The sequence below is a fragment of the Siphonobacter curvatus genome (assembly GCF_002943425.1).
Classification (GTDB): Bacteria; Bacteroidota; Bacteroidia; order Cytophagales; family Spirosomataceae; genus Siphonobacter; species Siphonobacter curvatus.
In genome coordinates, this window is sequence record NZ_PTRA01000001.1 from 1,091,729 (window position 1) to 1,117,444 (window position 25,716).

Here is a 25,716-nt window from a genome sequence, read left to right on the forward strand (position 1 = left end):
CGCGTCTGTGACGCGAAGTACGGTTCACTTTCGGCTCTCAAATTTGGAACAGCGAACGACAGCCGGGTAGGTTGTTGATCCTATGAAACAAAGGGTCGGTTCTGCCGGACTCACCTTCGTTAAAGACGCTTTGCCTAACATGCCTTGCTCTTTCGGAAAGGCTGCCTGTGCGGGAAAGCAGGGTTGAAAACATGGAAAGAAAACCTGCGACGAAACTTTGTAACGACTCTGAGCATTCTAAATCAATTCGCTACCGGTAGCTGCTACCCAAAACTCAAAACTCAAAACGCACAACGGTAAACTCTACCTATCTTTGCACGTTTATCTTTTTATACTTTCTGGACACAACGCCGACTCCGATCCGGCATCGTTTCGTAACCGATGACAACGATTCAAAAACCCGACATTCGCAGCCTTCTTAAAAACCGTATTCTGGTACTCGATGGAGCCATGGGTACGATGATTCAGCGGTATAAGCTGGAAGAAGAAGATTATCGGGGCTCTCGCTTTGCCGACTGGCCCCATCCCCTGAAGGGAAATAACGACTTGCTCGTACTGACCCGACCCGACATTATCAAAACGATTCACGCCGAGTATTACGAAGCCGGAGCGGATATCGTGGAAACCAACTCCTTTTCCGGTACCTGGATTGCCATGGCCGATTATGGCATGGAAGAGCTGGTCTACGAACTCAACTACGAGTCGGCCCGTATTGCTCGTGAAGTCGCCGATGAATTTACGGCTCGCAACCCGGACAAGCCCCGGTACGTGGCGGGATCCATGGGGCCTACAAACCGTACCGCCAGCCTCTCGCCCGATGTGAACAACCCTGGTTACCGGGCCATCACTTTCGATCAGCTGGTGGGTGCGTATTACGAACAGACCAAAGCACTAATCGAAGGTGGCAGTGATATTTTGCTGGTCGAAACCATTTTCGATACGCTCAATGCTAAGGCGGCTCTGTTTGCCATTGATACCTACTATCAGGACGTGACGAATGGAAAGTCGCCCTGGCCCGAACATATCCCGCAAGGACCCAAATTTGAAGTGCCGATCATGGTATCCGGTACCATTACCGATGCCTCGGGTCGTACGCTTTCCGGACAAACGACGGAAGCTTTTCTTACCTCTGTATCGCATTTGCCCCTGCTTTCCGTAGGGCTAAACTGTGCCTTGGGAGCCGATCTGATGCGGCCGTATGTACAGACCCTGGCCGATAAATCACCCTTCTTTACCTCGGCCCACCCCAACGCGGGTTTGCCGAATGAAATGGGTGAATACGACGAGACGCCCGAGCAAATGGGTGAAACGATCAATGGCTTCCTGAACGACGGACTACTGAATATTATCGGTGGATGCTGCGGTACGACGCCCGGCCACATTCGCCGTATTGCGGAAATTGCTGCTACCCACCAGCCCCGACCTATTCCCGTCGAGGAACCCGTACTGAAATTATCGGGTTTGGAGCCGATTGAGGTAACGAAGGAAAAGGTACTGTTTCTGAACATCGGGGAGCGTTGTAACGTAACCGGTTCGAAGAAATTTGCCCGGCTGATTCGGGAAAACAAGTACGACGAAGCCCTGAGTATTGCCCGGGAACAGGTAGAAACTGGAGCTCAGGTCATCGACGTAAACATGGATGAAGGGATGATTGACGGAGCTGCCGCCATGACTACCTTTCTAAATTTACTCGCTGCCGAACCCGACATTGCCCGGGTACCCGTCATGGTCGATTCTTCCAAGTGGGAAGTGATCGAGGCGGGTTTGAAATGCGTACAGGGAAAAGCAATTGTGAACTCCATTTCCCTGAAAGAAGGCGAAGAGAAGTTCAAGGAATACGCCCGCACGGTGCAACGGTACGGAGCCGCCGCCGTAGTGATGGCTTTTGATGAAAATGGTCAGGCCGATAGCTACGAACGCCGGATTGAAATTTGCGAACGGGCGTACCGGATTTTGGTGGACGAAGTCGGCTTCCCCGCCGAAGACATCATCTTCGACCCTAACATTTTAACCGTTGCTACAGGAATCGACGAGCACAATAACTACGCCGTCGATTTCATTAATGCAACCCGCTGGATTAAAGAAAACCTGCCGCACGCGAAAGTTTCGGGTGGGGTATCCAACGTATCGTTTAGCTTCCGGGGGAACGAACCCGTTCGGGAAGCCATTCACTCGGCCTTCCTGTACCATGCCATTAAAGCTGGTATGGATATGGGCATTGTGAACGCCGGTCAGTTGACGATCTACGACGAAATTCCAAAGGACTTTCTGGAACTGGTGGAAGACGTTTTGCTCAACCGCCGTCCCGACTCCACCGAACGCCTCGTAACATTTGCCGAAACGGTGAAAGCCAAAGGAAAAACGGAAACGGGACCGGATAACTCCTGGCGGCAACTGCCCGTGAAAGAGCGGCTCTCGCACGCTCTGGTCAAAGGCATCGCCGATTTCATTGATGAAGATACAGAAGAATGTCGTCAGGCATACGCTCGCCCGATTGAGGTGATTGAAGGTCCGCTGATGGACGGGATGAATGTGGTAGGGGATCTGTTTGGGGCTGGGAAAATGTTTCTGCCGCAGGTCGTTAAATCGGCCCGGGTCATGAAAAAAGCCGTAGCTTACCTCCAACCCTTCATTGAAGCCAGTAAAGAAGCCGGATCTACGGCTGGACGTATTTTGCTGGCAACGGTTAAGGGCGACGTACACGATATTGGCAAGAACATCGTGGGCGTAGTACTGGGCTGTAACAATTACGAGATCATTGATTTGGGCGTAATGGTGCCAACGGATAAAATACTGGAAGCGGCCAAGACGCACAACGTAGATATTATTGGATTGTCGGGACTGATTACGCCGAGTCTGGATGAAATGGTGGGCGTGGCCAAAGAAATGGAACGGCAGGGTTTCAACGTACCCCTGCTCATTGGTGGAGCAACGACGTCCCGAATTCATACGGCCGTAAAAATTGATCCGCAGTACTCCGGACCCGTCATTCACGTACTCGACGCTTCCCGTTCAGTACCCGTAGCCGGACGTCTGACGCAAAGCGACGAATCAAGAGCGGCGGTACTTTCGAGCATCAAGGCCGAATACGCTAAGCTTCGCGAAGATCACGCCAAACGCAAATCGGATAAGAATTTCGTCAACATTGAAGCGGCTCGTCAGAATAAGGTAAACATCGACTGGGAGAACTTCCAGGCTACCAAACCCCGATTCCTGGGTACGCGGGTATTTGAAGACTATTCCCTGTCGGAAATTGCCCCGTACATTGACTGGACGCCCTTCTTCCAGACCTGGCAATTGCACGGCAAGTACCCCGCGATTCTGGAAGATCAGGTCGTAGGAGCGGAGGCGAAGAAATTGTTCGAAGATGCCAATAACCTGTTGTTGGAAATCATTCACGATCAATCGTTGAAAGCAAGAGCCGTTGTGGGTTTCTGGCCCGCGAATAGTCACGAGGATGATATTATTCTGCATCCCTACGAGACGGTAAGCCGGGAAGTATCCTGCGAACGCCACGGCTCGCATACGCATCTGGAGTATCAGATCAGCCGGGCCAACCGATCGGGCGAAGAAGTCATTACTACGCCTGCTTTAGCTACGTTACATCATCTGCGTCAGCAAAGTCAGAAAGCAGCCAATCTGCCCAACTACTCACTAGCCGATTTCATTGCTCCACTGGAAAGCGTGCATACAGATTATATTGGCGGTTTTGCCGTAACAACCGGAATCGGTATCGAAGCCCTGCTGGAGAAATACGAAAAAGACCACGACGATTACGGCAGTATCATGGTAAAAGCCATTGCCGACCGGCTTGCCGAGGCTTTTGCCGAATTGATGCACCAACGCGTTCGGAAGGAATTCTGGGGTTACGCGGCAAACGAAACCCTGGAAAATCAGGATTTGATTGAAGAGAAGTACCAGGGCATTCGTCCGGCTCCCGGTTATCCGGCCTGTCCCGAACATACCGAGAAGCGGACGCTATTTGATTTACTGGGTGCCGAACAGCTGGGTATTACGCTTACGGAAAGTTATGCCATGTATCCGGCTAGCTCCGTCAGTGGCTGGTATTTCAGTCATCCCGACAGCCGTTATTTCACCGTGGGTAAAATTCAGAAAGATCAGGTAGAAGATTACGCTAAACGCAAAGGAATGACGCTGGAAGAGGCCGAAAAATGGTTGGCTCCAGCTTTGGCGTACTAACATTAGGTTTTAAAACCAGTACTCCCTCGTTTGCGGTTGCAGGCGAGGGAGTTTTTATAAGCACTAAATGAAGGAAGATCGTATGAAAAACAGATTTAATGCTCTAATCATCGTCTTAGGTATACTGGTCAACACGGGCTGGGCCCAGCAAAAAATCGTCGTTTTTCAGTCAGATTTTGGCTTGAAGGATGGAGCCGTTTCGGCCATGAAAGGAGTGGCGATGGGTGTTTCAACTGAGTTGAAGTTATTTGATCTAACCCACGAAATACCCGCTTACAACATCTGGGAAGCTGCGTACCGCCTCGAACAAACCGTAGCGTATTGGCCCGCCGGTACCGTGTTTGTATCCGTCGTAGACCCCGGCGTAGGAACGGAGCGAAAATCCGTTGTACTGAAAACGAAGTCGGGCCATTTCATTGTCACGCCCGATAACGGAACACTGACCCTCCTGGCCGAATCGGCGGGTATTGCGGAAGTACGGGAAATCAACGAGGCCGTTAACCGCCGGAAAAATTCGGGCAAATCCTATACTTTTCACGGTCGTGATGTATACGCCTACACCGCCGCCCGGCTGGCTGCTGGCGTGATTTCCTTCCCGCAGGTAGGACCTTTGTTACCGAAACAGGTGGTATCGCTACCGTATCAGAAAGCGAGTCGGGAGGGGCAATCGCTGAAAGGGACCATTCCCATTCTGGACGTACAATACGGCAATGTCTGGACCAATATTCCGGTTGACTTGTTTCAACAACTGGGCGTTACGGCTGGGCAGTCCGTACGCGTCCGGATCTTCCATCGAAATCAGAAAGTGTACGAAGACACGCTGCCTTACGTGGAAACGTTTGGGAGTGTGGCCGAAGACAAACCGCTCGTGTACCTGAACAGTCTCTTGCAGGTTGCCTTCGCCCTGAATCAGGGAAACTTCGCCGAGACGCATCACATCGGGAGTGGCGGCGAGTGGAGCGTGGAGCTTTCCCGATAACTATTCGCTGTAAATGGGAAGGCTCCGTCGCCGCAATAAGCCTCCTTCCCGATTTGAAAATACGGTCCGGATTTCGGCGAGAATGGAAAGGTCGATTTCTTCGGGAGTCGCTGCTCCAGTATCCAGTCCGGCGGGGCTGTAGGTTCGCTGAAGTTGAGAATCCGATAGGGGCTGATTGGCTTCTTCCATCCGCTGGATCATCTTTTCAAATCGCTTGCGGGGACCCAACAGGCCGATGTACGGAACCGTCGTGGTCGTTACGTAGCGATGGTAATTCCGGTAATCCGTCTCCAGATCGTGAGCCATGAGGATCACGGCGGTATAGTCGTCGGGCTGTACTTCGGTATCTTTGGCTACTACGGCATCCGCCCACTGAAAAAGTACTTTGTTGATTTTCTGCGGATTACAGAAAACTGTCGTTAGCCAGCCCAGTTCACGGGCCTGTCGTACCAGCGGGTAAATGTCATAATTGCCGCCGTGAATGAACAGGTGAATGGGAGGCAAAATCACTTCCAGCAATACGCAGACCGAGCCAAAAGAACCCGAAAATTCCTGCGTATGCGACTTCTGACTGTGCAGGGTCGTATGAATCGATTCGCTCAACGCAGGCAACAGTTCCTGAACCGGGAAAAGGGCAGCGAACGAATCGGCGTCCTCAAACCGGTAAACCGAACCCAGCGGTAAGGTGTCCGACTGACTTTCCGTAACGGTTACGACTACGGAAGGACTGCGTCGATGAATCAACGGTTCCAGCTGTAACACCGCATTCGACAGATCATCCGCATTCAATGGACTCAGCAGTACGTCAATAACGCCATTACAACCTAGCCCCACGCCGATCTGATAAGGATCGTCATCGGTAGTATCGTAGGTGACCATGGCGGCTTTTCCGGTAGACATGGCCAAACGGGCCCGTTTCAGAGCATCACCTTCCAGACAACCGCCCGAAATGCCACCCACCCACTGACCGTCTTCGGTAACTAGCATGCGGGCTCCCACCCGTCGGTAGGAGGAACCCTCCACCCGAACTACCGTCGCCAGAGCGGCCTTTGTGGTCGTAAAATCAATCTTTTTATAGTGGTCGAGAATGGCACTTATTTCTTTCATAGCAATAGGGGCCCGCTTGCTTAGGGACTAGGCGGGCATCCGGCTTATTTCCCCAGGCGTATTTTCACGCCTCCAAAGAAAGTACGATCCGTCGCCGGTTCAAAATAACGGCCTCCGGCGGCATTGATCTGTACATTGGCAAAATAGCGTTGATTCAGGAGATTGTTGATGCCCACGAACGGTTCCAGCGACCAGTTGGTTCGCTTGATCTGCCAGCCCAGTCGCAGGTTGAGTAAGGAGTACGCATCCGTCCGAACGGCATTGGCATCGTCGGCGTAAAAAGTACCGTTCCGGCGAAACTGCACAATGCCGTAGAAACCAGCGGGCCGGAAATACCGTACCTCGGCGTACCCAAAATGCGGCGGAATCCCCGGCAACTGATTGTTGTCGAACGTACCCGAAGTGGTACTGTAATGCAAGTATTTAAAGTTTGAGTAGGTGTAATTGACGAAAGCCGTAAGCCCTTCGGTAAGCTCTGCGGTGAGCCCCAGTTCTACGCCCCGGCGACGGGAGTTGCCGGCGTTTCGGTAGAAGGTACGACCTGGAAACTCAGTCAGCTGATACGGTACGATTTCACCGCGAACATTGACCTGAAAAACGGCGGCGTCTACTTTCAGCCAGCCAAACGTAGCTTTCGTACCCAATTCGTAATTGTAAGCCCGCATGGGGCCTAACTCCGGATTGAAACCGCCCAGGTTACTCGGATTATTGCCGAGTTCAGTCAGGGCGGGCGTTTCAAAGCTGGTTGAAAAATTGGCGTATACGCTGCGTTGCGGCTGATATTCCCAGTTCAGGCCCGCTGTGGGGCTAAAACGCTGGTAGGTGCGACGACCCGACTGATCCGCATCACTCAGGAAACGGTCTTTTACTTTTAATTGAATATCATCGTAACGGGTGCCTACCGTCAGGGCTACGTTTTTACCGAAGCCAAATTCCTGCAACAGATACGCTCCAATGTTACGAAAAGTCTCCACCTGGTTGAGTGTCTCGGCACCGCTGTTACCCTCCTGATTATCGTTTCGTTTGCGGTTATCCTGTTGGTTTTCAAGGTCAATACCCGCTTTTAAGCGGTACGAAACTGAGCCAAACTGATCGGTATACTGATAGCTGGCTCCACCGCCCGTAAAGTTTCGGATGAACTGCACATTGCCACCCGCCTGAAAAGCTAGCCGGTTTTCGAAATCGCGGTTGGTCCAGAAGGCCCGGGCCTGTACCTGATGTTTCGTACCCAGCGACTGATCATACACCACGGCGGTGCGGTGTTGCGTGGCTCCCGAGAACGCCTGGAACTGTACATTTTGCGGACGAGCCATCCGACGGTTCTGTTCCACCTGCTGCATCGTCAGACCACCGGGGTCCTGAGCGGTGTTTTTCGCAAAGTTGTACAGAAAGGTTAGTTTGGCCGTAGCACTGAGTTCGTGCTGGAATTTTACGTTGAAAAGCCAGTTATTCATGGCGGCGTACTCGCGATAGCCGTCCTGTTGATTGCGACTGGCGTTGATGAGCAGGGACGAACGCTGCCATTTCTGACCGACCTTGATCTGGTACCGCTGAAATCCGTAACTGCCCGCGATGGCCTGAGCTTCGGCGAAGTTGCTGGTCGGCGTTTCCGTGGTATAGGAGAGGATACCGCCCGAAGCATTACCGTACAAAGCCGAGGACGCTCCCCGAATGACTTCCAGTTGCCCCAGACTGCCCACGTCGAAATTATTAACTTTTGCCTGTCCATCGGGTGTTGATTCGGGAATGCCGTCGAGTAGAACTTTCAGGCCCCGAATGCCGAAAGAAGAGCGGGCTCCGAAACCCCGGATGGAAATGCGTAAATCCTGAGCGAAGTTGTCTGGATTCTGGGCAAATACGCCGGGGATAGCACCCATGGCATCGAATAACGAAAGCTGCGGTTGACCTACCTGCAGGCGATACTGGCTCAGCACCGATACGGCAAAAGGGCTACGATTTTCGGCCACATTTAGTCGCGTGGACTGAATCTCAACGGGGTTCAGATTTCGCGTACGAAGGCTGTCCGATTGAGCCCAGGTAAAGAAGGGTATTCCAACAAAAAGTAGAGCAAGACGCATAAGAAGCCGGAGGGCAATCCGTGTAAATAGATTTTGATACAGGAATAACTTTCAATCAACGCAAATCGTTTTATCTTATAAATAGAATAAATTGGATATTGTCGTTATCTTTCGGCAACAGAGATAAAGCTCTCACCCTTAAGATTTTAATGCTATGAAATCGGATTCACTGTTTGATCTCAGAAGTCATTTAAAAAATCGCCGGCTCGATCAGGTGGTTGAAAACCGAACGGCCTATACGCTAAATACGGCGGAACTTACGATCTACGAAACCCATGCTCAGGCCGAGGCCGTTGAGCTGACCTTCCATAACCCGGTACTGACCAGCATGATTCGTGGTAAAAAAGTCATGCATCTGGATGATACACCGGACTTTGATTATCACCCCGGTGAGTCGGTACTGGTACCGAGTGAAAAAACCATGCGAATCGATTTTCCGGAAGCTACGTTTCAGAGTCCGACGCAGTGTCTGGCTCTGGCCATTGCTCAGGATGAGATTACAAAATTTACGAACCAGCTCAACGAAACGGTTCCGTTGATTGATTCGACTTCGGGTTGGCGGTGGTCGGAAAGCAGTTTTTATTTTTCCAATACCTCAACGATCAACGCACTGATTGCCCGGCTCATCGACATTTTTACCGAAAACAATCCGGCCAAGGAATTCTTCGCCGATCTGGTACTCAAGGAGCTAACCATTCGACTCATCCAGACGCAGGCCCGTCGTCTACTCCTGGATCAGGGGCAGAAACAGACTACTACTAATCGCTGGATGTACATCACGCAGTACATTCAGGAAAACCTGCACACGGCCTTCAACATACGTCAGCTAGCGGATAAGGCCTGCATGAGCGAACCTAATTTTTATCGGCAGTTTAAGGCCCAGTTTGGTCTCTCGCCACTGGAATTTATTAATCAACAACGTATCCGACTGGCTCAGCAATTACTGAAAACCACCAGTCGCAGCGTCAGTGACATCAGCGTAACCTGCGGATTCAATAACCTCAATCACTTCCTGAAACTCTTTAAACGGTACAATCAGCTGACGCCGTTGCAGTATCGAGCTTCGGGGTTGTTTTAATGAGGTTTGAGTAGTTTGATCAGGTTTGAATAAGTTTAAAGTTTGAAAAGGTTGGAGTCGCTTGAGTGCTATAAGCAGGCTCAGTGGGTTTCGTGAGGTTTAAATTTTGATCAGCTATAGTTCTGAGTTGGTACTTAAACCATTTGATCAGGTTTGAAGCAGTTTACAATTGCTTCAAACCTGATCAAACTTTTTTCAAACTACTGCAACTTTTTTCAAACCCCCTGAACCTATCTCACACCCCAAACTTGTTCAACCCTTAAACCTTATCAAACTACTCAAACCTACTCAGACTTGAAACCTGCTCAAACCCTCTTCCCACTCAATTTGATAGAATCGTTCTCTTGCTTTGATAGGATCATTCCAACAAAAAATGGTGTATTATCCGAACTTTGTGGTAGTAAACCTCTTAAACACGATTAATATGGAAGCGACACTCGAGGCTCCGGTTCGGACGGATCATCCGACTTTTAAAGAACGATACGAAAATTTCATTGGTGGCAAATGGGTAGCTCCGGCTCGTGGTCAGTACTTCGATAATATTTCTCCCGTTGATGGTAAGGTGTTTTGTCAGGTAGCCCGTTCGACTGCCGAAGATATAGAAAAGGCTCTGGACGCGGCTCATGCGGCTTTTCCGGTCTGGTCCAAAACGTCGGTAGCCGCCCGTAGTAATGTGCTACTGAAAATTGCCGACCGCATTGAACAGAACCTGGAGTATCTGGCGAAAATAGAAACCATTGATAACGGCAAACCCCTACGGGAAACGCTGGCGGCTGATTTACCGCTGGTCGTTGATCATTTCCGGTACTATGCGGGGGTCATTCGGGCGGAAGAAAGCTCGGTGGCCGAACTCGATTCCACAACCGTTTCATTGAATATCCACGAACCCATCGGGGTAGTAGGTCAGATCATTCCCTGGAATTTTCCGCTTCTGATGGCTACCTGGAAAGTAGCTCCGGCTCTGGCAGCGGGCTGTACCATCGTACTGAAACCCGCCGAACAAACGCCGACCAGTATTCTGATTTTGATGGAACTGGTGGGTGATTTATTACCCGAAGGCGTACTAAACGTAGTAAACGGATTTGGACTGGAAGCGGGCAAACCGCTGGCTTCGTCGAATCGGGTGGCAAAGGTTGCCTTTACGGGTGAAACGACCACGGGCCGCCTCATCCTGCAATACGCCGCTGAAAACCTGATTCCGGCTACGATGGAACTGGGAGGGAAATCGCCCAACATCATTTTCCCGAGTGTGATGGACAAGGACGATGAGTTTCTGGACAAAGCCGTGGAAGGAGCCGTACTGTTTGCTCTTAATCAGGGTGAAATCTGTACCTGTCCTTCGCGTTTGCTGGTACACGAATCGATTTACGAGAAGTTTATTGAGAAAGTCATTGCCCGTACCAAAGCGATTAAAATGGGCAGTCCGCTTGCCCCGGATACCATGCTGGGAGCCCAGGCTTCGAAAGATCAGTACGAAAAGATTCTCTCGTACATCGAAATTGGGAAGCAGGAAGGAGCTGAAGTATTGACGGGTGGAGCGGCATTCCATCAGAATAGCGGACTGGAAAACGGCTACTACATTCAACCGACCATTCTGAAAGGACATAACAAAATGCGGATTTTCCAGGAGGAAATCTTCGGCCCGGTCTTGTCCGTAACCACCTTTAAGGATACGGAAGAAGCTATCGCCATTGCCAACGACACGTTATACGGTCTCGGTGCTGGCGTCTGGACCCGCGATGCTCACGAACTCTATACGGTACCACGGGCCATTCAGGCGGGCCGAGTATGGGTCAACTGCTACCACGCGTATCCGGCTCACGCTCCGTTTGGTGGATACAAGAAATCAGGTTTCGGTCGAGAAACGCACAAAATGATGCTGAGCCACTACCGCCAAACCAAAAACATGCTGATTTCTTACGATAAGAATAAGTTGGGATTCTTTTAATGCGTTTTGAGTTTAGGGTTGGGGGTTTTGAGTTAGGGCTCTCATGTGGTTGGTTATTGATACAATAGAAGTTGACAGTGGTTTTTAAAGTCACGAATTGAGCTGTATCAGCTAGCCTCTGATTTGGGAAAATCCAACTCTAAACTTAAAACCCTAAACTCATCAACTCCTATGGTTGCTCGCGTTTTAATTACCGATGCGGCGAAAGCCATTATTGATCAACTGCGGGAAGAGCATGGTGAGCTACTATTTCACCAAAGCGGCGGCTGTTGTGATGGATCTTCGCCGATGTGTTTTCCCATACATGATTTCAAGATTGGTAGTCACGATGTATTACTGGGACGCGTACACGGCTGTGATTTTTACATGAGTGATTTTCAGTTTGAATACTGGCAACACACGCAATTAACGCTGGACGTAGTACCGGGACGCGGGGCTAGTTTTTCGGCGGAAATTCCGTTAGGCGTAAGGTTTCTGATTCGTTCGCGACTTTTTACGGAAGAGGAGTTGCAAAATCTGGAACCTGTTTCCGTTGGTGGAGCGGTATAAATGCTTCATCAACGTCCGCTAGAGCTTCGGGTGAAAACCCGGAGCTCTTTTTTTGTTGGCGTTGGTTGATTGAAAAGGATGAGGTTAGTTACAGGCGGGGCTTACAGCGATAGTAATAGTGGTTTGAAGGGTAGCGGTTTCTTCAGGGTCGGCATGAAGATCGAACCTCTTACGTATGCATTCCATGCGAGGTGTTTGAACAGAAAGAAAGGCTCAGGATTACCTATCCTGAGCCTTTCTTTCTGTTTGATTAATCAATTGAACCCTAGACCGACGCAGGTTCAAGAGCCAGAATGTGTCCGATGATCCGGGCCGAAGCTTCCTGGGCGAAATCAAGTCCGGAATAATCGGGATTGTATCCACCCATGTATGGAACAGCCATATTGAAGATACGATCGCTAGCTACGCCTTGGGGATCGACAATCTGGAAATCGTCGGTGATGGTAATGCCGGGCACTTGCATATAGTAGGTGCCCTGGCTATCCTGACTGACGGTTTTCGGATTTTCATCCATCGCTTCTTTCCCCGCCTGAGCCGATTGAAAGGCCAGCCGGGCCTGACTGACACACTTCGCCTGCTTCAAACTTTCAAAAGGAAACGAATCCACATTCAAGTGCGGTTGTCCTACGCAGTCAACGTACGTTGTGTAGGTCTGCGACTGGGGCTTTCCGGCTTCATCCGTGTACTGATAACGAATGCCTCCCTCGGGCTGCGGTTCTACCTCACTGTCCGATCCTACGGCAATCAGGCTAAGCCGACCTGCGGTGTGCAACGCCAGTAATTCTTCAGCCGAGCTTTGGGGCACGAAGGCAATAACCAGCGAAATCAACGGCATCAGTACTTTCGTTAAACGATGCATATCTTCCGCCGAGAAATACTTGGCGGGATAGTTTAGCGAGAAACTCAGAGCCGCCAGCATTTCCTTCCAGTAAATCGACTCGCGATGCCGAATGGATTGAGCCGCTTCCTGATACTCCGCCCGAAATAAATCGAAAGGATCGGTTTGTTCGCGTTGGGCCATCATGGTTTCCACGAACTCCTCCAGCTTCATATCCTTGATTTGATCGTAAAAGTCGGGATCTTTGGTTTTAAAGGATTGCTTGAAGTTTTCATCAAAGACAAAATCCAGCGACAAGAAGCCCTCGTTACTGGCCCGATTGGCGGCAATCGATGCTTCATCCATCAATGCATCGCGGGTTACCAGCGGCTCTTCCAGGTGGAAGCGGATGGCTGGTAAGAAACCATCCCGGGAATGAAGCACCATCCGGAAATTAGGGGCATCACTTTCAAAAACAACTTTACCTGCTTCGTTACGACGGAAGGTGCCATTGGCACGGGCCAGGGTACGGAGGGCATCAATAGCCGTGAGCGAAGCCCCGCGTAAGGCAATTGTCTGGTTGTAAACGCCCCGAAGTTTGGCGGGCGGATAGGGTGAATCGAAGTACCCCGGAATTTTCCCTTCGTGCGATTTAGGCCAGTCGTGACCCGTACAAATAATTACCGCATCGAACGAAAAACGGTCCTTTTTATTGACTTCCACCGAAACACGTTGCTGATCGGGCTCATCGATAATATCCGTTACCGAACTTCCCAAATGAACGTTGGTAACCAGTCCCAGTTGCTGGGCCTTTTCCTGTAATAGGAAAAACTGGTCGGAAAGGTACTGTCCAAACAGTAATCGTGGCAACACGCGATAGGAGTGAAAGCTTTGGCGATCAATCCCAAACCTTTGTAGGGTTTCTTCGGGTAAGGTTTGAATCCACTCTCGCACGGAAGTCACTAATGGTGGAATTTCGTTACCGGAAACATTGGTAATATGTTCAACATTCGCCCCCTCTGAACTATAAGGCATACCGGCCCCCAACTGCTGTTTGCTTTCAAAGATGTCAATCGTTACATCCGAGGGGTGTCTTTCGACCAATTGTTTGTAAACGTATAGTCCACTGGGTCCAGCCCCCAGAATGGCGATGTGTTTTTTCACAGCTTCAACAAATGAGTTAGATCTATTCTATACGTTATTAACAAATTTCAACTCATAGTGTTCTGAATAATAACATTTAGCTGATAATCAGAAGTGTAAGCAGTGGTTGAGTAGGTCTAACAGGATAATTACGGATGCTTCTTGGCTAAGATACTAAAGGAATTTTTGCCGGTTAAATGGAACGGTGTAGTATAAACGTTTAAAATTGATATGTGTTAAAACGTTACGAGGGAAGGATCGGAAGAGCAACTATGATTTTAATAAAGTCTACCGAATGGGGCACCAGCAGGGGTGCGGGCTGAAACGAGGCTTCTTTGCTGTCTGGACGATACTTACAAGGCCCGTTGCAGACCCCAGTCGAGATAGCATTGATTGATTTCCCGCCGGGATGTGAGCCGAATTTTAGGAAGTTCCGCCTGATTGAATAGTTGCGTGTATCGCTTCCGATTTTTAGGCGTAATGACCAGAATGCGATGAAGCATCGCCCATTTGAGGCTATCCCGTCCGCCTTCCAGGCTACCCGCTCGATGGGATTGAAAAAGCGTTCGGTACACGTAGCGGACCAGGCTGGTTAAGGTAGAAACGTCCAGTACGATCAGGCCGGTTGCCCGTTGAAATCGCTGTAGCATACAAACGGTATAGTTCCCATCCATCACCCAGCGATCACCCGAGATAGCTGCATCGTGTAAGGCAACAAATTCGTCGCGTGGGCGTACGTCCCAGTTGGTATGGGGCCAATGATAAAACTGATCGAGATGGATGACTTCCAGGTTACACTTCTGACCAATGGCCTGAGCAAGCGTAGACTTACCACTGTTGGAAGGCCCCAAAATGCAGATACGATCTCCGAGTTCTGAAAGATCCATAGCAAAAAACGAATGAAGTGAGCGTTTGTAGCGATTCGATGGACTTTTGCTGGAAACGTTACAACGCAGTGGATTCAATCCGGCTTAAAATCTCTAGGAAAATGGTTTCCAGCGGAATGAAATTCAGGCCCGTACCTGGGTTTTCCAAGGCCTGTCGAACCTGATGGATGGGTACGAAACGCAGCTCGCTGATTTCTTCCGGCTGGGGTATGAAGGCGGTAATGGGAAGTTGCGTTTTCCAGACAAAGACACCCGCGAACTCCCGATCGTACAATTGGGTATGGGCATCGAAGCCGTCTATCTTCCAGACGTCAATGAAGTGTAATTCCGAAGAAGGAACGGGATACGAAAGCTCCTCGCGTACTTCCCGGAGGGCAGCCGTTCGGTAGTTTTCGCCCGGTTGCAGATGACCAGCAATGGATACGTCCCAAAGGTTTGCGAAAAGGTCTTTATCGGGATGGCGAAGATTGAGTAAGAGTTCCCGCTGATTATTAATCACCCATACTTCGGTGCTACGGTGCCAGTCTCCTTCGAGGTGTACGTCGGACCGGGCTTTGGTTTGCCAGCGGGGCAAATTCTGCTCCGTATAGAGTTCAAAATATTCCATGGTTTGGGGATAGAAGATTCCCCCAATATTCGGAAAAATCTGGCTTACATCACCAGAAAATCCGTTCGAGTTTTAGCGACCATCGCTACCACGTGCGAAATGGCTTCGGCAATGTTTTCTTCAGTAGTATAGCGTCCTAGACTAAACCGAACGGAGGCGTGAGCCAGGTCATCACTCAAATCCATGGCTTTCAGTACGTGGGAGGGAAGCACCGAAGCCGAGGTACAGGCCGAACCATTCGATACGGCGATGCGGGTCAGATTAATCAACAACGCTTCGCCATCGACTGCTTCAAAAGCCAGATTGCTTACCTGAGGCAGACGGGAAATGCGGGAACCGTTCACCCGTGTACCCGGAATTTGTTGGAGCAGTTGCGTTTCGAGCTGATCCCGTAAGGCGGCCAGTCGTTCCGCTTCCTGGGTTAGCGTCTGCTGAGCCAGTTCAGCGGCTTTACCCAGGCCGACAATGCCCGGTACGTTTAGTGTACCGGAGCGGCGGCCCCGTTCGTGTCCACCACCGTGCATCTGAATATTCAGGGGTGTACCTTTCCGAACGTATAAGGCCCCGATACCTTTGGGACCGTACAATTTATGAGCCGACAGACTGAGTAAATCAATGCCTTCAACCGATACGGGTAGTTTACCCACGGCCTGCGTCGCATCGCTATGAAAGAGTACGCCACGTTCGTTACAGATACGGGCCAGCTCGCGGATGGGCTGAATAACCCCCGTTTCATTGTTGGCCCACATAACCGATACCAGAGCGGTGTCGGGGCGTAGGGCATCGGAGACTTGCTGTGGCGTAATGAGTCCGTCAGTATCCGGAGCGAGGTACGTTACTTCGCCACCTAATTTTTCCAGATACGCACAGACATCCAGTATTGCCTTGTGTTCGGTTTGTACCGTAATGAAATGTTTCTTTGAAGAGGCCTCGAATACGCCCGTCAGGGCCAGATTGTTGGATTCGGTAGCTCCGCTCGTGAAGACGATTTCCTTTTCCGTAGCACCCAGAATGCGGGCTACCTGCCGCCGGGCAATTTCGACGGCTTCGGCGGCTTCCCAACCGTAGAGGTGCGTACGGCTAGCAGCGTTACCAAACTGCTCGGTGAACCAGGGAAGCATCGTTTCCAGCACCCGGGAATCAACGGGCGTAGTCGCATTGTAGTCGAGGTAAATCGGACGGTTCATAGCGATCGTTACCAAAAAAATCGCCCCAGCAGTACCGGGGCGATGCGTTGGTTAAGGGGTGTTTTAAACTTGTTTTTCGACTAAATCGGCGAGCAAATCAATGTACTGGGGGCTGTTATTAAGACTTTCCACCAGTTGCCAGTGCTGACCGCCGTTTTTCTCGAAAACTTCTTTGTATTCTTCACCGACTTCAATCGTCGTTTCCAGACAGTCGGCTACGAATGCGGGGCTAAAAGCCAATACATTTTTCTTCCCTTCTTTCGCCAGTTTCACGACCATATCTTCCGTATACGGCTGAATCCAGGGCGTTTTGCCCAGGCGGCTCTGGAAGCTGGTCGCGTAGGTGCCTTCTTTCAGTCCCAGTTCCTGCACCAGCAATCGCGTTGTAGCAAAGCACTGAGCCCGGTAACAGTATTGATTACCGGAATGAAGACGGTCGCAGCAGTTATTCAACTGGCAGGTCGTACCCGTCGCATCTCCTTTCAGGATCTGCCGCTCCGGTACGCCGTGGTAGCTGAACAGGAAGAAATCATATTCCCGTTCCTGCATGTACTTTCGAGCGGCTCCGGCAAAAAACTCGACGAATTTCGGGTGATCGAAGAACGTATTGGTAAATGAAATTTCCGGAATCACCTGCCATTTACCCACAATGTCCATCACTTTTTCGTACACCGAACCCGTGGTGGCGGAGGCGTACTGTGGGAAAAAGGGAATGACGATAATTTTGCGTAAACCCGCTTTCTGAAAAGAATCCAGTCCGGCCTGAATGCTGGGGTTTTGGTACCGCATGGCCAGTTCGACCACGTAATCAGAGCCAAGTCGTTGCTGCAAGAGGGCTTTCACATCTTCGCCGTAGAACTTCAGCGGTGAACCCCGTTCTTCCCATAATTCCTGGTACACTTTAGCCGACTTCGGTGCCCGAAAGGGGGCAATGATCAAATTGACTAAAGCCCAGCGATTGGGAGTAGGAATATCAATAACCCGGCCATCCATCAAAAACTCACGCAGGTATTTCCTCACGTCGGGTACGCTGGGACTATCGGGCGTGCCCAAGTTGACCAGCAGGATACCGGTTTTAAGTTTCTGAGTAGTGGGGACGGACGTTACTTCTAACACTTGCATGGCTGGGGATCGACTATTAAGGTCAATCTGTAAAATAAAACGAATGACGTTTGCTCGTAAGCTTTCAACCCAACAAAGGTCGGAAATGTTTCCCAAAGCGTGGGAATGCATTGGGATGGTTTGTTTGGGTTTGACGTTTGATTGTTTGAGATTTTAAGTTTGATTGTTTAAAGTTGAGCATCGGAGAGACTACGGGTTGTCAAAGATGTACCTGCATCGAATCTGAAACCATTCAAACATTCTCAAATCTTAAATTTGAACCTTTAAACACTTAAACTTGAAACCATCAAACCTCAAACCTTTTTAAACCTCAAACGATCAAACCCAACTCAAACCAACTACGCCGTCTCGTGCTTACGGGGCATGGCAGCTTCTACGTTTACGCCCAGACCCTGAGCAATCCGCATACCCAGCCCAATGTCGGCCCGGAAGAAATGGCACAACTGGCGGTTGATGATTTCGTCCCGACGAGGACCATCTACACCACCGAGGGCACCGATAATCGTTTCTACCAAATGAGCTTTCTGCTCCTCGTTCAGTACGTTGCGGTACAGGTTGCCCGGCTGTGTATAATGATCGTTTTCACCTTCGGCGTTGCGGTCGTACCAGTCAGCTACGTTGGAATCCAGTTCCCAGGCGGGTTCGCGGTAGGATTGATCAGCAACAGTATTATCAAACGAATTAGGGAAGTAGTTGGGGTTACGTCCACCATTACCATCCACCCGCATCTGACCATCGCGTTGGTAATTGTTGGTGGCGTAGGGACAACGGTTGACCGGAATTTGCTCGTAGTTACCACCTAAACGGTACCGCTGAGCGTCCGGGTACGAAAGCAAACGACCCTGTAACATTTTGTCGGGCGAATAACCGATACCGTCAATCACGTGAGCAGGAGCAAAAGCGGCCTGTTCTACGTCCTGGAAGTAATTATTAGGGTTTTGGTTCAGTTCAATTTCACCGACTTCAATGAGTGGGTAATCGGCGTGAGGCCATACTTTCGTTAGATCAAAGGGATTCCAGTGGTACGTTTTCGATTCCGCTTCGGGCATGATTTGTACCATCATTTTCCACTTCGGGAAATCACCTTTGTCGATGTGTTCGAGCAAATCACGCTGGGCAAAATCCATATCCTTTGACTTCATGGCATCCGCTTCGGCCGCCGTGAAGTTTTTGATGCCCTGCTGCGTGATGAAGTGGAATTTGACGTAGAAACGCTCATTCTCCTGGTTGATGAACGAAAACGTATGGCTACCAAAGCCGTGCATGTGGCGGTATCCGTAAGGCGTTCCGCGATCGGACATCAGGATCATCACCTGATGCAACGACTCCGGATTAAGCGACCAGAAATCCCACATCATCGTGGCCGATTTCATGTTGGTGTACGGATCGCGTTTCTGCGTATGAATGAAATCGCTGAATTTCTTGGGATCCTTGATGAAGAATACGGGCGTATTATTACCGACTAAATCCCAGTTGCCATCTTCGGTATAGAATTTCAGGGCAAAGCCACGCGGATCGCGTTCGGTATCGGCCGAGCCTTTTTCGCCGCCTACGGTCGAGAAACGCAAAAACAAATGCGTTTGCTTGCCGATTTCACTGAACAGCTTGGCCCGGGTATATTTTGTAATGTCGTTTGTAACGGTGAAGGTACCAAATGCTCCGGAGCCTTTGGCGTGTACCACGCGTTCGGGAATACGCTCCCGATTGAAGTGGGCCATTTTCTCATGCAGAATGTAATCCTGCAACAATAGCGGGCCACGAGGGCCTACACTTTGGCTATTTTCGTGTTCGGCGTAAGGACGGCCGGATGCGGTAGTCAGCTTGTTTTGTTCCATGGGGATAAAGGTTGCTTAGTAGGAAAGAGTTGCTCTTTCGTAGAACCGGAACAAAAGTAGAAGTCTGATTTATATAAGTAAAATCAATGTTTTTGATAAGTTATAGTTAAAATTTATAATGTGGTTGATGGGTATTCATTATCAATGTATTGCTTATTTAAGAAGTGATCGTCTCGTTAGATGCTTCTCTTATCGTTATTCACCTAGACTGAATTTGGTACCTTGTACATGGCTGTTCCGTTGCTTACAAGCGAGAGAAGTTTTCATTTTCTAACAGGAATTGGTTACTGGTTTTAGCGAGTTGGTATAGTAGACTGCATAAAAACCGGGCCCCGTCCTATCACATTCCATGTCAGACTTAAGCCGCCTACCATTCCATAGTGGATCCCTCGGCAATGCGGTGGCTTAGAGCAAGAGGAGGTCAGCAGCGGGCGTGCCGGCATGGAATGCATACGGACTATAAAGACCAGCCGTGCTTGCGGGACGAAATAGTAACTGATTGTTAGTAAACTTCAGTATGGAATGCATACGACCTAAAAGACTAGCCGTGTGATAGGAAATGGAGCATCAAATAATCACAATATAAAGAAGAATCAATACGCTTAGCTAACCATCCACAGCCGCCAGATACCCGATAAAACGACCAAAATCAAAGCTGCAGGCGTCAGTACTTTCCAGCCCAGGTACATGAGTTGATCGACTCGGAGGCGAGGATAGGTCCAGCGTACCCAGATCTGAACTAGAATCAGTACGGCTGCTTTGGCCAGAATCCAGAACATCCCCGTACAATTTCCCCAGAAGGTGCCGGGTTGACCGGAGGTCCAGTCGGCCAGTCGTACTGGGCCGATGTTGGGTAGGGGCGTATTCCAGCTGCCCAGAAACAGCACGGCTCCCAGCATACTCACCAGCATCATCATGGCGTACTCACTCAGGAAAACCAGTGCCCAGCGAAAACCGGAATATTCCGTGTGGAAACCGCCCACAAGTTCCGATTCCGCTTCGGGTAAATCGAAGGGAGCCCGGTTACATTCGGCCAGTGAAGCAATGAAATAAATGATGAAAACAACGAAGAATAAAGGCATCCGGAATATGTTCCAGCTCAGGAAGCCACCGTTGGTGGTTACGTCCATTCCCCAGCTTTTAATCCCCAGAAAATATACGGGTTCGGGGGAATAAATGCCTTGTTGAAAACTCATTTCCTGTAAGTCCAGACTCTGATTAATCATGACCACGCAGAGGATGGATAAACCCAGCGGAATTTCGTAGCTGACAATCTGAGCAACCGAACGAATGGCTCCGAATAAAGAATACTTATTGTTAGAAGCCCAGCCCGCCATCAGAATACCCAATACATCCAGGGAAACGATGGCCAGTAACCAGAAAACACCCACCGATGTAGCTGAGCCAATCCAATCGGGACTGAGCGGCAATACCGCGTAGCCCAAATACGCAGCCAGGTAAATCAGGCAGGGAGCTACCAGATACAGCCAGCGATCGGCCAGTTTCGGAACAATATCTTCTTTCTGTAAAAGCTTCAGCAAATCAGCGAATAATTGCAGCAATCCGTAGGGACCTACTTCGGTGGGGCCAAGCCGGTCCTGAATGAAGCCGGAAATTTTACGCTCGGCGTATACGCCCACGACTACCGTAGCCAGAGTAAGGGCAAGACAGATCAGTAATGCAGGAAGCAAAACGGTACAAATTTTGGGTGTAAGGCGACCGGATGGGCCGCTTTCGTCCGCAAATCTACTTCCTCTCGTTCATTTAATATTTAGAATGAAACTAAAAAAGGCCACTTTCTTGTGAGAAGTGGCCTGCCAATGGAATCGGTAAAGCGAGGCTTACTGTACTTTTTTGAATACAATTTCTTTGACGCCTCTGTTCAGGCCTTTCCAAACCATCAAGGGAGCCTTGGGTTGTACCTGAAAAGAAAAGTTGTCTCCGACAACGCCCAGGTCTTTCAGCAGTCGTTCTTCTTCCTCGGGGATGTGCATACCGTCTGGAAAACTGTAGTCAAAAAAGAAGAAGGCCTGAGGACCTTGCGAGCGGAATAAATAGTCAGGGTTTACCAGTAAGCTAAAGTAAACCGGATAGGTTTTATTCTTCAGAGTAATGGTTCCTTCAAATTCGGGGTGCTTTGCTTGGACGGGCTTGTACCGGGCCCTGGTAGCCGGGTAGAGCTTGAGCGTAGCAAAATCTTTAAAAACGGTGTCTTTCCGGATGCCTAAGGGCTGGGCTCCGTAAATTTTCGTTGCATTGATGTGAAGCTCCTGAAGTACCCACGTGCCAACCGCTTGGGCGGCGGTTTCTTTTATAATCTCCACCGTTCGTTTTTCAATATCAATTTTGGCCGGGACCTCTTCTCCAGGACGAGTTCCGTCTTCACCCTTTTTACACTGCGTCAATAGCAGGCAGGACAGGGCAAGCAGATATAGTTTTTTCATGTACGTAGTGTTAGAAGGTTTACGCCAGTCCAGAGAGCAGGCGGCTCAAAAATAGCCCAAAGCCACGTAGTGAAAGCAGGTCAAAACTTAAGAAGTGTCAAATTTATAATTTGATAATGAAGGTACTGCGGGTATTACTCCGCTCGAAAAGAGGTCAGAAAACAAAAAAGGCCGTCTCTGTGAAGAAACGGCCTTTTTTAAGGATTGGCTCAGACTAAAACTCAGCTGATTTCGGATACCGGGGGAAGGGAATCACATCCCGAATGTTACCCATACCCGTTACGAACTGAATCAGCCGCTCGAAGCCCAGACCAAAGCCCGAGTGCGGAGCCGAGCCGAAACGACGCGTATCCAGGAACCAGTCCATGCTTTCGGGTTCAATACCGACTTCTTTCATCCGGGCTACGAGTTTTTCCAGGTTGTCTTCCCGCTGGCTACCGCCGATCATCTCGCCGATACCGGGGAACAATACGTCCATGGCCCGTACCGTAGGTCCTTTGTCTTCCGGACGATCCACTTCCTGCTTCATGTAGAAGGCCTTGATTGCCCGGGGGTAGTGCGTCAGGATTACCGGTTTTTTGAAGTGTTTTTCGACGAGATAACGCTCGTGCTCGCTTTGCAGGTCGATGCCCCATTCCACCGGATATTGGAATTTCTTCTCCTTGTGCGGTTTTGACTGAAGCAGGATCTCGATGGCCTGCGTATACGTCAGACGCTCGAAATCGTTATCGATGACAAACTGGAGTTTTTCCAGCAAGGGCATGGGGCTACGCTCGTTCTGGGGTTTGTTTTTCTCTTCTTCGAGTAAACGTTTTTCCAGAAAAGCCAGATCTTCGACACAGTTATCGAGGGCGTACTTGATCACGTACTGAACGAAATCTTCCGCCAGATCCATGTTATCGTACAGATCGAAGAAGGCCATTTCGGGCTCAATCATCCAGAACTCCGCCAGGTGACGTGTCGTGTTGGAGTTTTCGGCCCGGAAGGTTGGTCCAAACGTATAAATTTTACCCAGAGCCAGAGCGGCCAGCTCGCCTTCCAATTGACCGGATACCGTCAGATTAGTCTCTTTGCCGAAGAAATCTTCTTTATAGTTGATCGAACCGTCCTCGTTCAGGGGTGGATTCTTGGGGTCAAGCGTTGATACGCGGAACATTTCACCGGCACCTTCGGCGTCAGAACCCGTAATGATGGGGGAGTTCCAGTAGAAAAATCCGTTATCGCTAAAAAACTTATGTACCGCAAAAGCCAGGGCATGACGCACACGGAATACCGCCGAAAACGTATTGGTACGGGGCCGTAAATGAGCAATTTCCCGCAAAAATTCCAGCGAGTGGCGTTTAGGTTGCAGCGGGTACGCGTCCGGATCAGCGGTACCGTATACCTCGATGGACGTAACTTTCAATTCTACCGTCTGGCCCGCTCCCTGCGAATCGACGAGAATACCCGTAGCAGCAATGGCGGCACCCGTGGTTACGAGTTTAAGAATATCTTCCGGAATCACGCCCGCCTCCGCTACGACCTGCAGGTTATTAATGGTCGAGCCGTCGTTCAGAGCAATAAAATTGACATTCTTGCTTTCCCGTTTGGTGCGAACCCATCCCTGAACCGTAAGCGTCTGATCCACAAAACCGTGGTGACGGAGGTAATCTTTAATTTGATATTTCATGATAAACTGCGATGAGTGACGGCAGATCCGTCGATAGAATAGATTCGCGAAATTAGCTACTTCCGCGTACTCGCCGAAAAAAAATCCGGTACACAACCAACCTTTCTGTAAAACCGGACCTCTTTTGTGCAGAAAATGCCCGTATGGACCACCTTCCTGACCTGATTCAAGCCTGTCTCCAGCACGATCGCATCGCTCAGCGGAAGTTGTACGATCGGTATAAGAAACCTATGTACTCGCTGGCGTACCGCATGACGGGCGACTTTGATACGGCTCAGGATGTGTTACAGGAAGCATTCATCGACATGTTTCGACATTTGTCGGATTTTCGGGGCGAGGCAACGTTTGGTCGCTGGTTCAAGACAATCGTGATTCGAAAAGCCTACCGACACATCGAAAACCGCAAGCTCTGGAGTACGGAAATTCCGGAAGAACTGGTATCCGATACAGGGTACGCAGGCGTTGAGGCCGCTCACCTCGAAAAGGCTCTGCTGAGTTTACCGGAAGGTTGCCGAACCGTGTTTCTGATGATTGAAGTGGAGGGCTACTCGCACCGTGAAGTGGCGGAGGTGCTGGGCGTGACGGAAGGTACTTCCAAATCACAACTACACGCGGCCAAGCAGAAATTACGGAAACTATTACAATCACCCGCCTTACTCAGTTAAACGTATGGAATGGCCGGTATTACCCGAATACGAACCCGATGAACGGGTATGGAATACTATTGAAAGTCGGCTCGACTACCAGCGGGAGTTACCCGAGTACGAGCCTGCCGAATTCTTATGGGGACGTATAGAGCCTGCGTTACCAGGAAAAACGCGTCGCATGGGCTGGCAAATCGCCTCATTGGCCGCCGGGATACTACTGATTTTTGGCGTAAGCCTCTGGTACCAGCCTCAGGAAACCCCCATTGCTGTACAAAGTGAAACGGCTCAGTGGATCGACTCGAAAAATACCAGTCTGGATCAACAACAGAACCGACTGGAAACGTTGTGCGAAGTACAGCGGCTAACCTGTCAGCAACCTGAAATTCAGATGATTCGTACGGAACTAACGGAATTAAAACAAGCCAGCGAGCGATTGCACGAGCAGACGGGTCTCTATCACAATGATCCGCAGGTGGTGGCTTGGGAAACCCAACTGGACGAAAAGCGGGCCGAATTACTCAAACGCCTGGCCGAACTGATTTAACGCTATGAAATTAAGGCGATTACTAGGATTGATCGGACTCCTGGCCTGGCATGCTCAGGGGCAGACCACGCTTCAGGTAGCGACCCGAACGATTGAACAGCATTACGAATCCATTCGCAATCTGACGATTACGGGCGAACGGGCCGATATTGACATTCGGGTTTGGGACAAGGAAACGATTCAAATCAACGTGAATCTTTCGGCTCGGCATCCCGACCGGGCGGTAGCTCGTAAGGAACTCGAATCGCTTCAGTTTACGGGTGAAAAATCCGGGAAGCGACTGTTTTTGAGAAACTTCTTGATTGCACCAGCTTCCGGTAAACTGACCTCTTCGTTCAAAACTAGTATGGTCATTTGGTTGCCCGCCAAGTGTCCGCTAGTGGTGAAACAAAACTTTGGTTCATTGAAAGTTACTGGGTTACAGGCTGATTTTCAGGCTAGTACAGAATTCTCTAAAATAAGTCTGAAAGCCATACAGGGAGAGGTACAACTGGAAAGCCACTACGGTGATCTGGAAGCCAGTAATCTGTCGGGGAAAGTCAGACTGAATACGGAGTATACCAATCTGAAACTAAGCGATGTCCAGGGAAGCTGTACCGTTCGTTCGCAGGGTGGGGAAGCCGAAATACGGGCCGATCGACAACTGGTAAAGCTCGAAGTGAAAGCTCAGAAAACGAACATCCGCTTACTGAATCTCGAACAAACGCCTTTTACTTATCAATTGCAGGCCGAATACGGTCAGATTGAATTACCCCGTAACGCCAACTTTACCTGGCAAACCAATACACCTACGTTACGCAAAGTGGTTTTACACGCCCGCAAAGGAGGACTTATTGATGTTCAAACCACTTTCGCCACGATCAGCCTCCATTAAT

At 49.9% G+C, this 25,716-nt stretch carries 19 protein-coding genes; 8 read left to right on the top strand and 11 right to left on the bottom strand.

Annotated features, from left to right (window positions below):
- The first annotated feature begins 381 nt into the window (after nucleotides 1-381).
- Nucleotides 382-4,200 (top strand): methionine synthase, encoded by a 3,819-nt coding sequence (gene metH, locus C5O19_RS04365; protein WP_104710068.1) that lies wholly within the window; start codon nucleotides 382-384, stop codon nucleotides 4,198-4,200.
- A gap of 82 nt (nucleotides 4,201-4,282) precedes the next feature.
- Nucleotides 4,283-5,179: an SAM hydrolase/SAM-dependent halogenase family protein gene (locus C5O19_RS04370; RefSeq protein ID WP_104713883.1), complete on the top strand. Its 897-nt coding sequence runs from the start codon at nucleotides 4,283-4,285 to the stop codon at nucleotides 5,177-5,179.
- On the opposite strand, the gene C5O19_RS04375 is transcribed toward C5O19_RS04370, so the two are convergent.
- Together C5O19_RS04375 and C5O19_RS04380 are read right to left on the bottom strand one after the other, a co-directional pair.
- Nucleotides 5,180-6,286 carry an XdhC family protein gene (locus C5O19_RS04375; protein ID WP_104710069.1) on the bottom strand — a complete coding sequence of 369 codons (1,107 nt, stop codon included), beginning with the start codon at nucleotides 6,284-6,286 and terminating at the stop codon, nucleotides 5,180-5,182.
- 44 nt (nucleotides 6,287-6,330) lie between these two features.
- Nucleotides 6,331-8,364: a TonB-dependent receptor family protein gene (locus tag C5O19_RS04380; RefSeq protein ID WP_104710070.1), complete on the bottom strand. Its 2,034-nt coding sequence runs from the start codon at nucleotides 8,362-8,364 to the stop codon at nucleotides 6,331-6,333.
- Between the two features lie 154 nt (nucleotides 8,365-8,518).
- Here C5O19_RS04380 and C5O19_RS04385 point away from each other — a divergent pair, with 154 nt between their 5' ends.
- The 3 genes from C5O19_RS04385 (at nucleotide 8,519) to C5O19_RS04395 (ending at nucleotide 11,939) form a co-directional block, all read left to right on the top strand.
- Nucleotides 8,519-9,442 carry an AraC family transcriptional regulator gene (locus C5O19_RS04385; protein WP_104710071.1) on the top strand — a complete coding sequence of 308 codons (924 nt, stop codon included), beginning with the start codon at nucleotides 8,519-8,521 and terminating at the stop codon, nucleotides 9,440-9,442.
- A gap of 424 nt (nucleotides 9,443-9,866) precedes the next feature.
- Complete coding sequence (locus tag C5O19_RS04390) at nucleotides 9,867-11,390, top strand: aldehyde dehydrogenase family protein (RefSeq protein WP_104710072.1); 1,524 nt, start codon at nucleotides 9,867-9,869, stop codon at nucleotides 11,388-11,390.
- A gap of 171 nt (nucleotides 11,391-11,561) precedes the next feature.
- The gene (locus C5O19_RS04395) at nucleotides 11,562-11,939 is read left to right on the top strand and encodes a DUF779 domain-containing protein (RefSeq protein ID WP_104710073.1); all 378 of its coding nucleotides are present in this window, start codon (nucleotides 11,562-11,564) and stop codon (nucleotides 11,937-11,939) included.
- Between the two features lie 265 nt (nucleotides 11,940-12,204).
- Here the strand turns inward: C5O19_RS04395 and C5O19_RS04400 are convergent, their stop codons facing one another.
- The 9 genes from C5O19_RS04400 to asnS form a co-directional block, all read right to left on the bottom strand.
- Nucleotides 12,205-13,920, bottom strand: a complete 1,716-nt coding sequence (locus C5O19_RS04400; RefSeq protein WP_104710074.1) for an FAD/NAD(P)-binding protein — start codon at nucleotides 13,918-13,920, stop codon at nucleotides 12,205-12,207.
- Between the two features lie 332 nt (nucleotides 13,921-14,252).
- The gene (locus C5O19_RS04405; protein ID WP_104710075.1) at nucleotides 14,253-14,786 is read right to left on the bottom strand and encodes a P-loop NTPase family protein; all 534 of its coding nucleotides are present in this window, start codon (nucleotides 14,784-14,786) and stop codon (nucleotides 14,253-14,255) included.
- A 58-nt stretch (nucleotides 14,787-14,844) separates the two neighbouring features.
- Complete coding sequence (locus tag C5O19_RS04410; RefSeq protein ID WP_104710076.1) at nucleotides 14,845-15,393, bottom strand: NUDIX hydrolase; 549 nt, start codon at nucleotides 15,391-15,393, stop codon at nucleotides 14,845-14,847.
- 44 nt (nucleotides 15,394-15,437) lie between these two features.
- On the bottom strand, nucleotides 15,438-16,580 hold the full coding sequence (locus C5O19_RS04415) for a cysteine desulfurase family protein (protein WP_104710077.1): 1,143 nt from the start codon (nucleotides 16,578-16,580) through the stop codon (nucleotides 15,438-15,440).
- Nucleotides 16,581-16,643: 63 nt separating this feature from the next.
- Nucleotides 16,644-17,702, bottom strand: a complete 1,059-nt coding sequence (hemH, locus tag C5O19_RS04420; RefSeq protein ID WP_104713886.1) for a ferrochelatase — start codon at nucleotides 17,700-17,702, stop codon at nucleotides 16,644-16,646.
- Between the two features lie 338 nt (nucleotides 17,703-18,040).
- A complete protein-coding gene (locus C5O19_RS04425) occupies nucleotides 18,041-19,537 on the bottom strand; it encodes a catalase (protein ID WP_104710078.1) in 1,497 nt (498 codons plus the stop codon).
- A gap of 602 nt (nucleotides 19,538-20,139) precedes the next feature.
- A complete protein-coding gene (locus C5O19_RS04430; protein WP_104710079.1) occupies nucleotides 20,140-21,228 on the bottom strand; it encodes a complex I subunit 1/NuoH family protein in 1,089 nt (362 codons plus the stop codon).
- 150 nt (nucleotides 21,229-21,378) lie between these two features.
- Complete coding sequence (locus C5O19_RS04435) at nucleotides 21,379-21,981, bottom strand: hypothetical protein (protein WP_104710080.1); 603 nt, start codon at nucleotides 21,979-21,981, stop codon at nucleotides 21,379-21,381.
- Nucleotides 21,982-22,195: 214 nt separating this feature from the next.
- Complete coding sequence (gene asnS / locus C5O19_RS04440; RefSeq protein ID WP_104713888.1) at nucleotides 22,196-23,650, bottom strand: asparagine--tRNA ligase; 1,455 nt, start codon at nucleotides 23,648-23,650, stop codon at nucleotides 22,196-22,198.
- A 143-nt stretch (nucleotides 23,651-23,793) separates the two neighbouring features.
- Here asnS and C5O19_RS04445 point away from each other — a divergent pair, with 143 nt between their 5' ends.
- Genes C5O19_RS04445 through C5O19_RS04455 form a run of 3 tightly spaced genes read left to right on the top strand, consistent with a single transcriptional unit; the run spans nucleotide 23,794 to nucleotide 25,715 of the window.
- Nucleotides 23,794-24,315 (top strand): RNA polymerase sigma factor, encoded by a 522-nt coding sequence (locus C5O19_RS04445; RefSeq protein ID WP_104710081.1) that lies wholly within the window; start codon nucleotides 23,794-23,796, stop codon nucleotides 24,313-24,315.
- Nucleotides 24,316-24,319: 4 nt separating this feature from the next.
- Nucleotides 24,320-24,841 carry a hypothetical protein gene (locus tag C5O19_RS04450; RefSeq protein WP_104710082.1) on the top strand — a complete coding sequence of 174 codons (522 nt, stop codon included), beginning with the start codon at nucleotides 24,320-24,322 and terminating at the stop codon, nucleotides 24,839-24,841.
- 4 nt (nucleotides 24,842-24,845) lie between these two features.
- Complete coding sequence (locus tag C5O19_RS04455; RefSeq protein WP_104710083.1) at nucleotides 24,846-25,715, top strand: DUF4097 family beta strand repeat-containing protein; 870 nt, start codon at nucleotides 24,846-24,848, stop codon at nucleotides 25,713-25,715.
- Nucleotide 25,716: the final 1 nt, after the last annotated feature.

What these genes read in the sequence shown, in the direction of transcription:
- metH (WP_104710068.1), top strand. Translation starts at nt 382, where the DNA reads ATGACAACGATTCAAAAACCCGACATTCGCAGCCTTCTTAAAAACCGT.
- C5O19_RS04370 (WP_104713883.1), top strand. Translation starts at nt 4,283, where the DNA reads ATGAAAAACAGATTTAATGCTCTAATCATCGTCTTAGGTATACTGGTC.
- C5O19_RS04375 (WP_104710069.1), bottom strand. Translation starts at nt 6,286, where the DNA reads ATGAAAGAAATAAGTGCCATTCTCGACCACTATAAAAAGATTGATTTT.
- C5O19_RS04380 (WP_104710070.1), bottom strand. Translation starts at nt 8,364, where the DNA reads ATGCGTCTTGCTCTACTTTTTGTTGGAATACCCTTCTTTACCTGGGCT.
- C5O19_RS04385 (WP_104710071.1), top strand. Translation starts at nt 8,519, where the DNA reads ATGAAATCGGATTCACTGTTTGATCTCAGAAGTCATTTAAAAAATCGC.
- C5O19_RS04390 (WP_104710072.1), top strand. Translation starts at nt 9,867, where the DNA reads ATGGAAGCGACACTCGAGGCTCCGGTTCGGACGGATCATCCGACTTTT.
- C5O19_RS04395 (WP_104710073.1), top strand. Translation starts at nt 11,562, where the DNA reads ATGGTTGCTCGCGTTTTAATTACCGATGCGGCGAAAGCCATTATTGAT.
- C5O19_RS04405 (WP_104710075.1), bottom strand. Translation starts at nt 14,786, where the DNA reads ATGGATCTTTCAGAACTCGGAGATCGTATCTGCATTTTGGGGCCTTCC.
- C5O19_RS04410 (WP_104710076.1), bottom strand. Translation starts at nt 15,393, where the DNA reads ATGGAATATTTTGAACTCTATACGGAGCAGAATTTGCCCCGCTGGCAA.
- C5O19_RS04415 (WP_104710077.1), bottom strand. Translation starts at nt 16,580, where the DNA reads ATGAACCGTCCGATTTACCTCGACTACAATGCGACTACGCCCGTTGAT.
- hemH (WP_104713886.1), bottom strand. Translation starts at nt 17,702, where the DNA reads ATGCAAGTGTTAGAAGTAACGTCCGTCCCCACTACTCAGAAACTTAAA.
- C5O19_RS04425 (WP_104710078.1), bottom strand. Translation starts at nt 19,537, where the DNA reads ATGGAACAAAACAAGCTGACTACCGCATCCGGCCGTCCTTACGCCGAA.
- C5O19_RS04435 (WP_104710080.1), bottom strand. Translation starts at nt 21,981, where the DNA reads ATGAAAAAACTATATCTGCTTGCCCTGTCCTGCCTGCTATTGACGCAG.
- asnS (WP_104713888.1), bottom strand. Translation starts at nt 23,650, where the DNA reads ATGAAATATCAAATTAAAGATTACCTCCGTCACCACGGTTTTGTGGAT.
- C5O19_RS04445 (WP_104710081.1), top strand. Translation starts at nt 23,794, where the DNA reads ATGGACCACCTTCCTGACCTGATTCAAGCCTGTCTCCAGCACGATCGC.
- C5O19_RS04450 (WP_104710082.1), top strand. Translation starts at nt 24,320, where the DNA reads ATGGAATGGCCGGTATTACCCGAATACGAACCCGATGAACGGGTATGG.
- C5O19_RS04455 (WP_104710083.1), top strand. Translation starts at nt 24,846, where the DNA reads ATGAAATTAAGGCGATTACTAGGATTGATCGGACTCCTGGCCTGGCAT.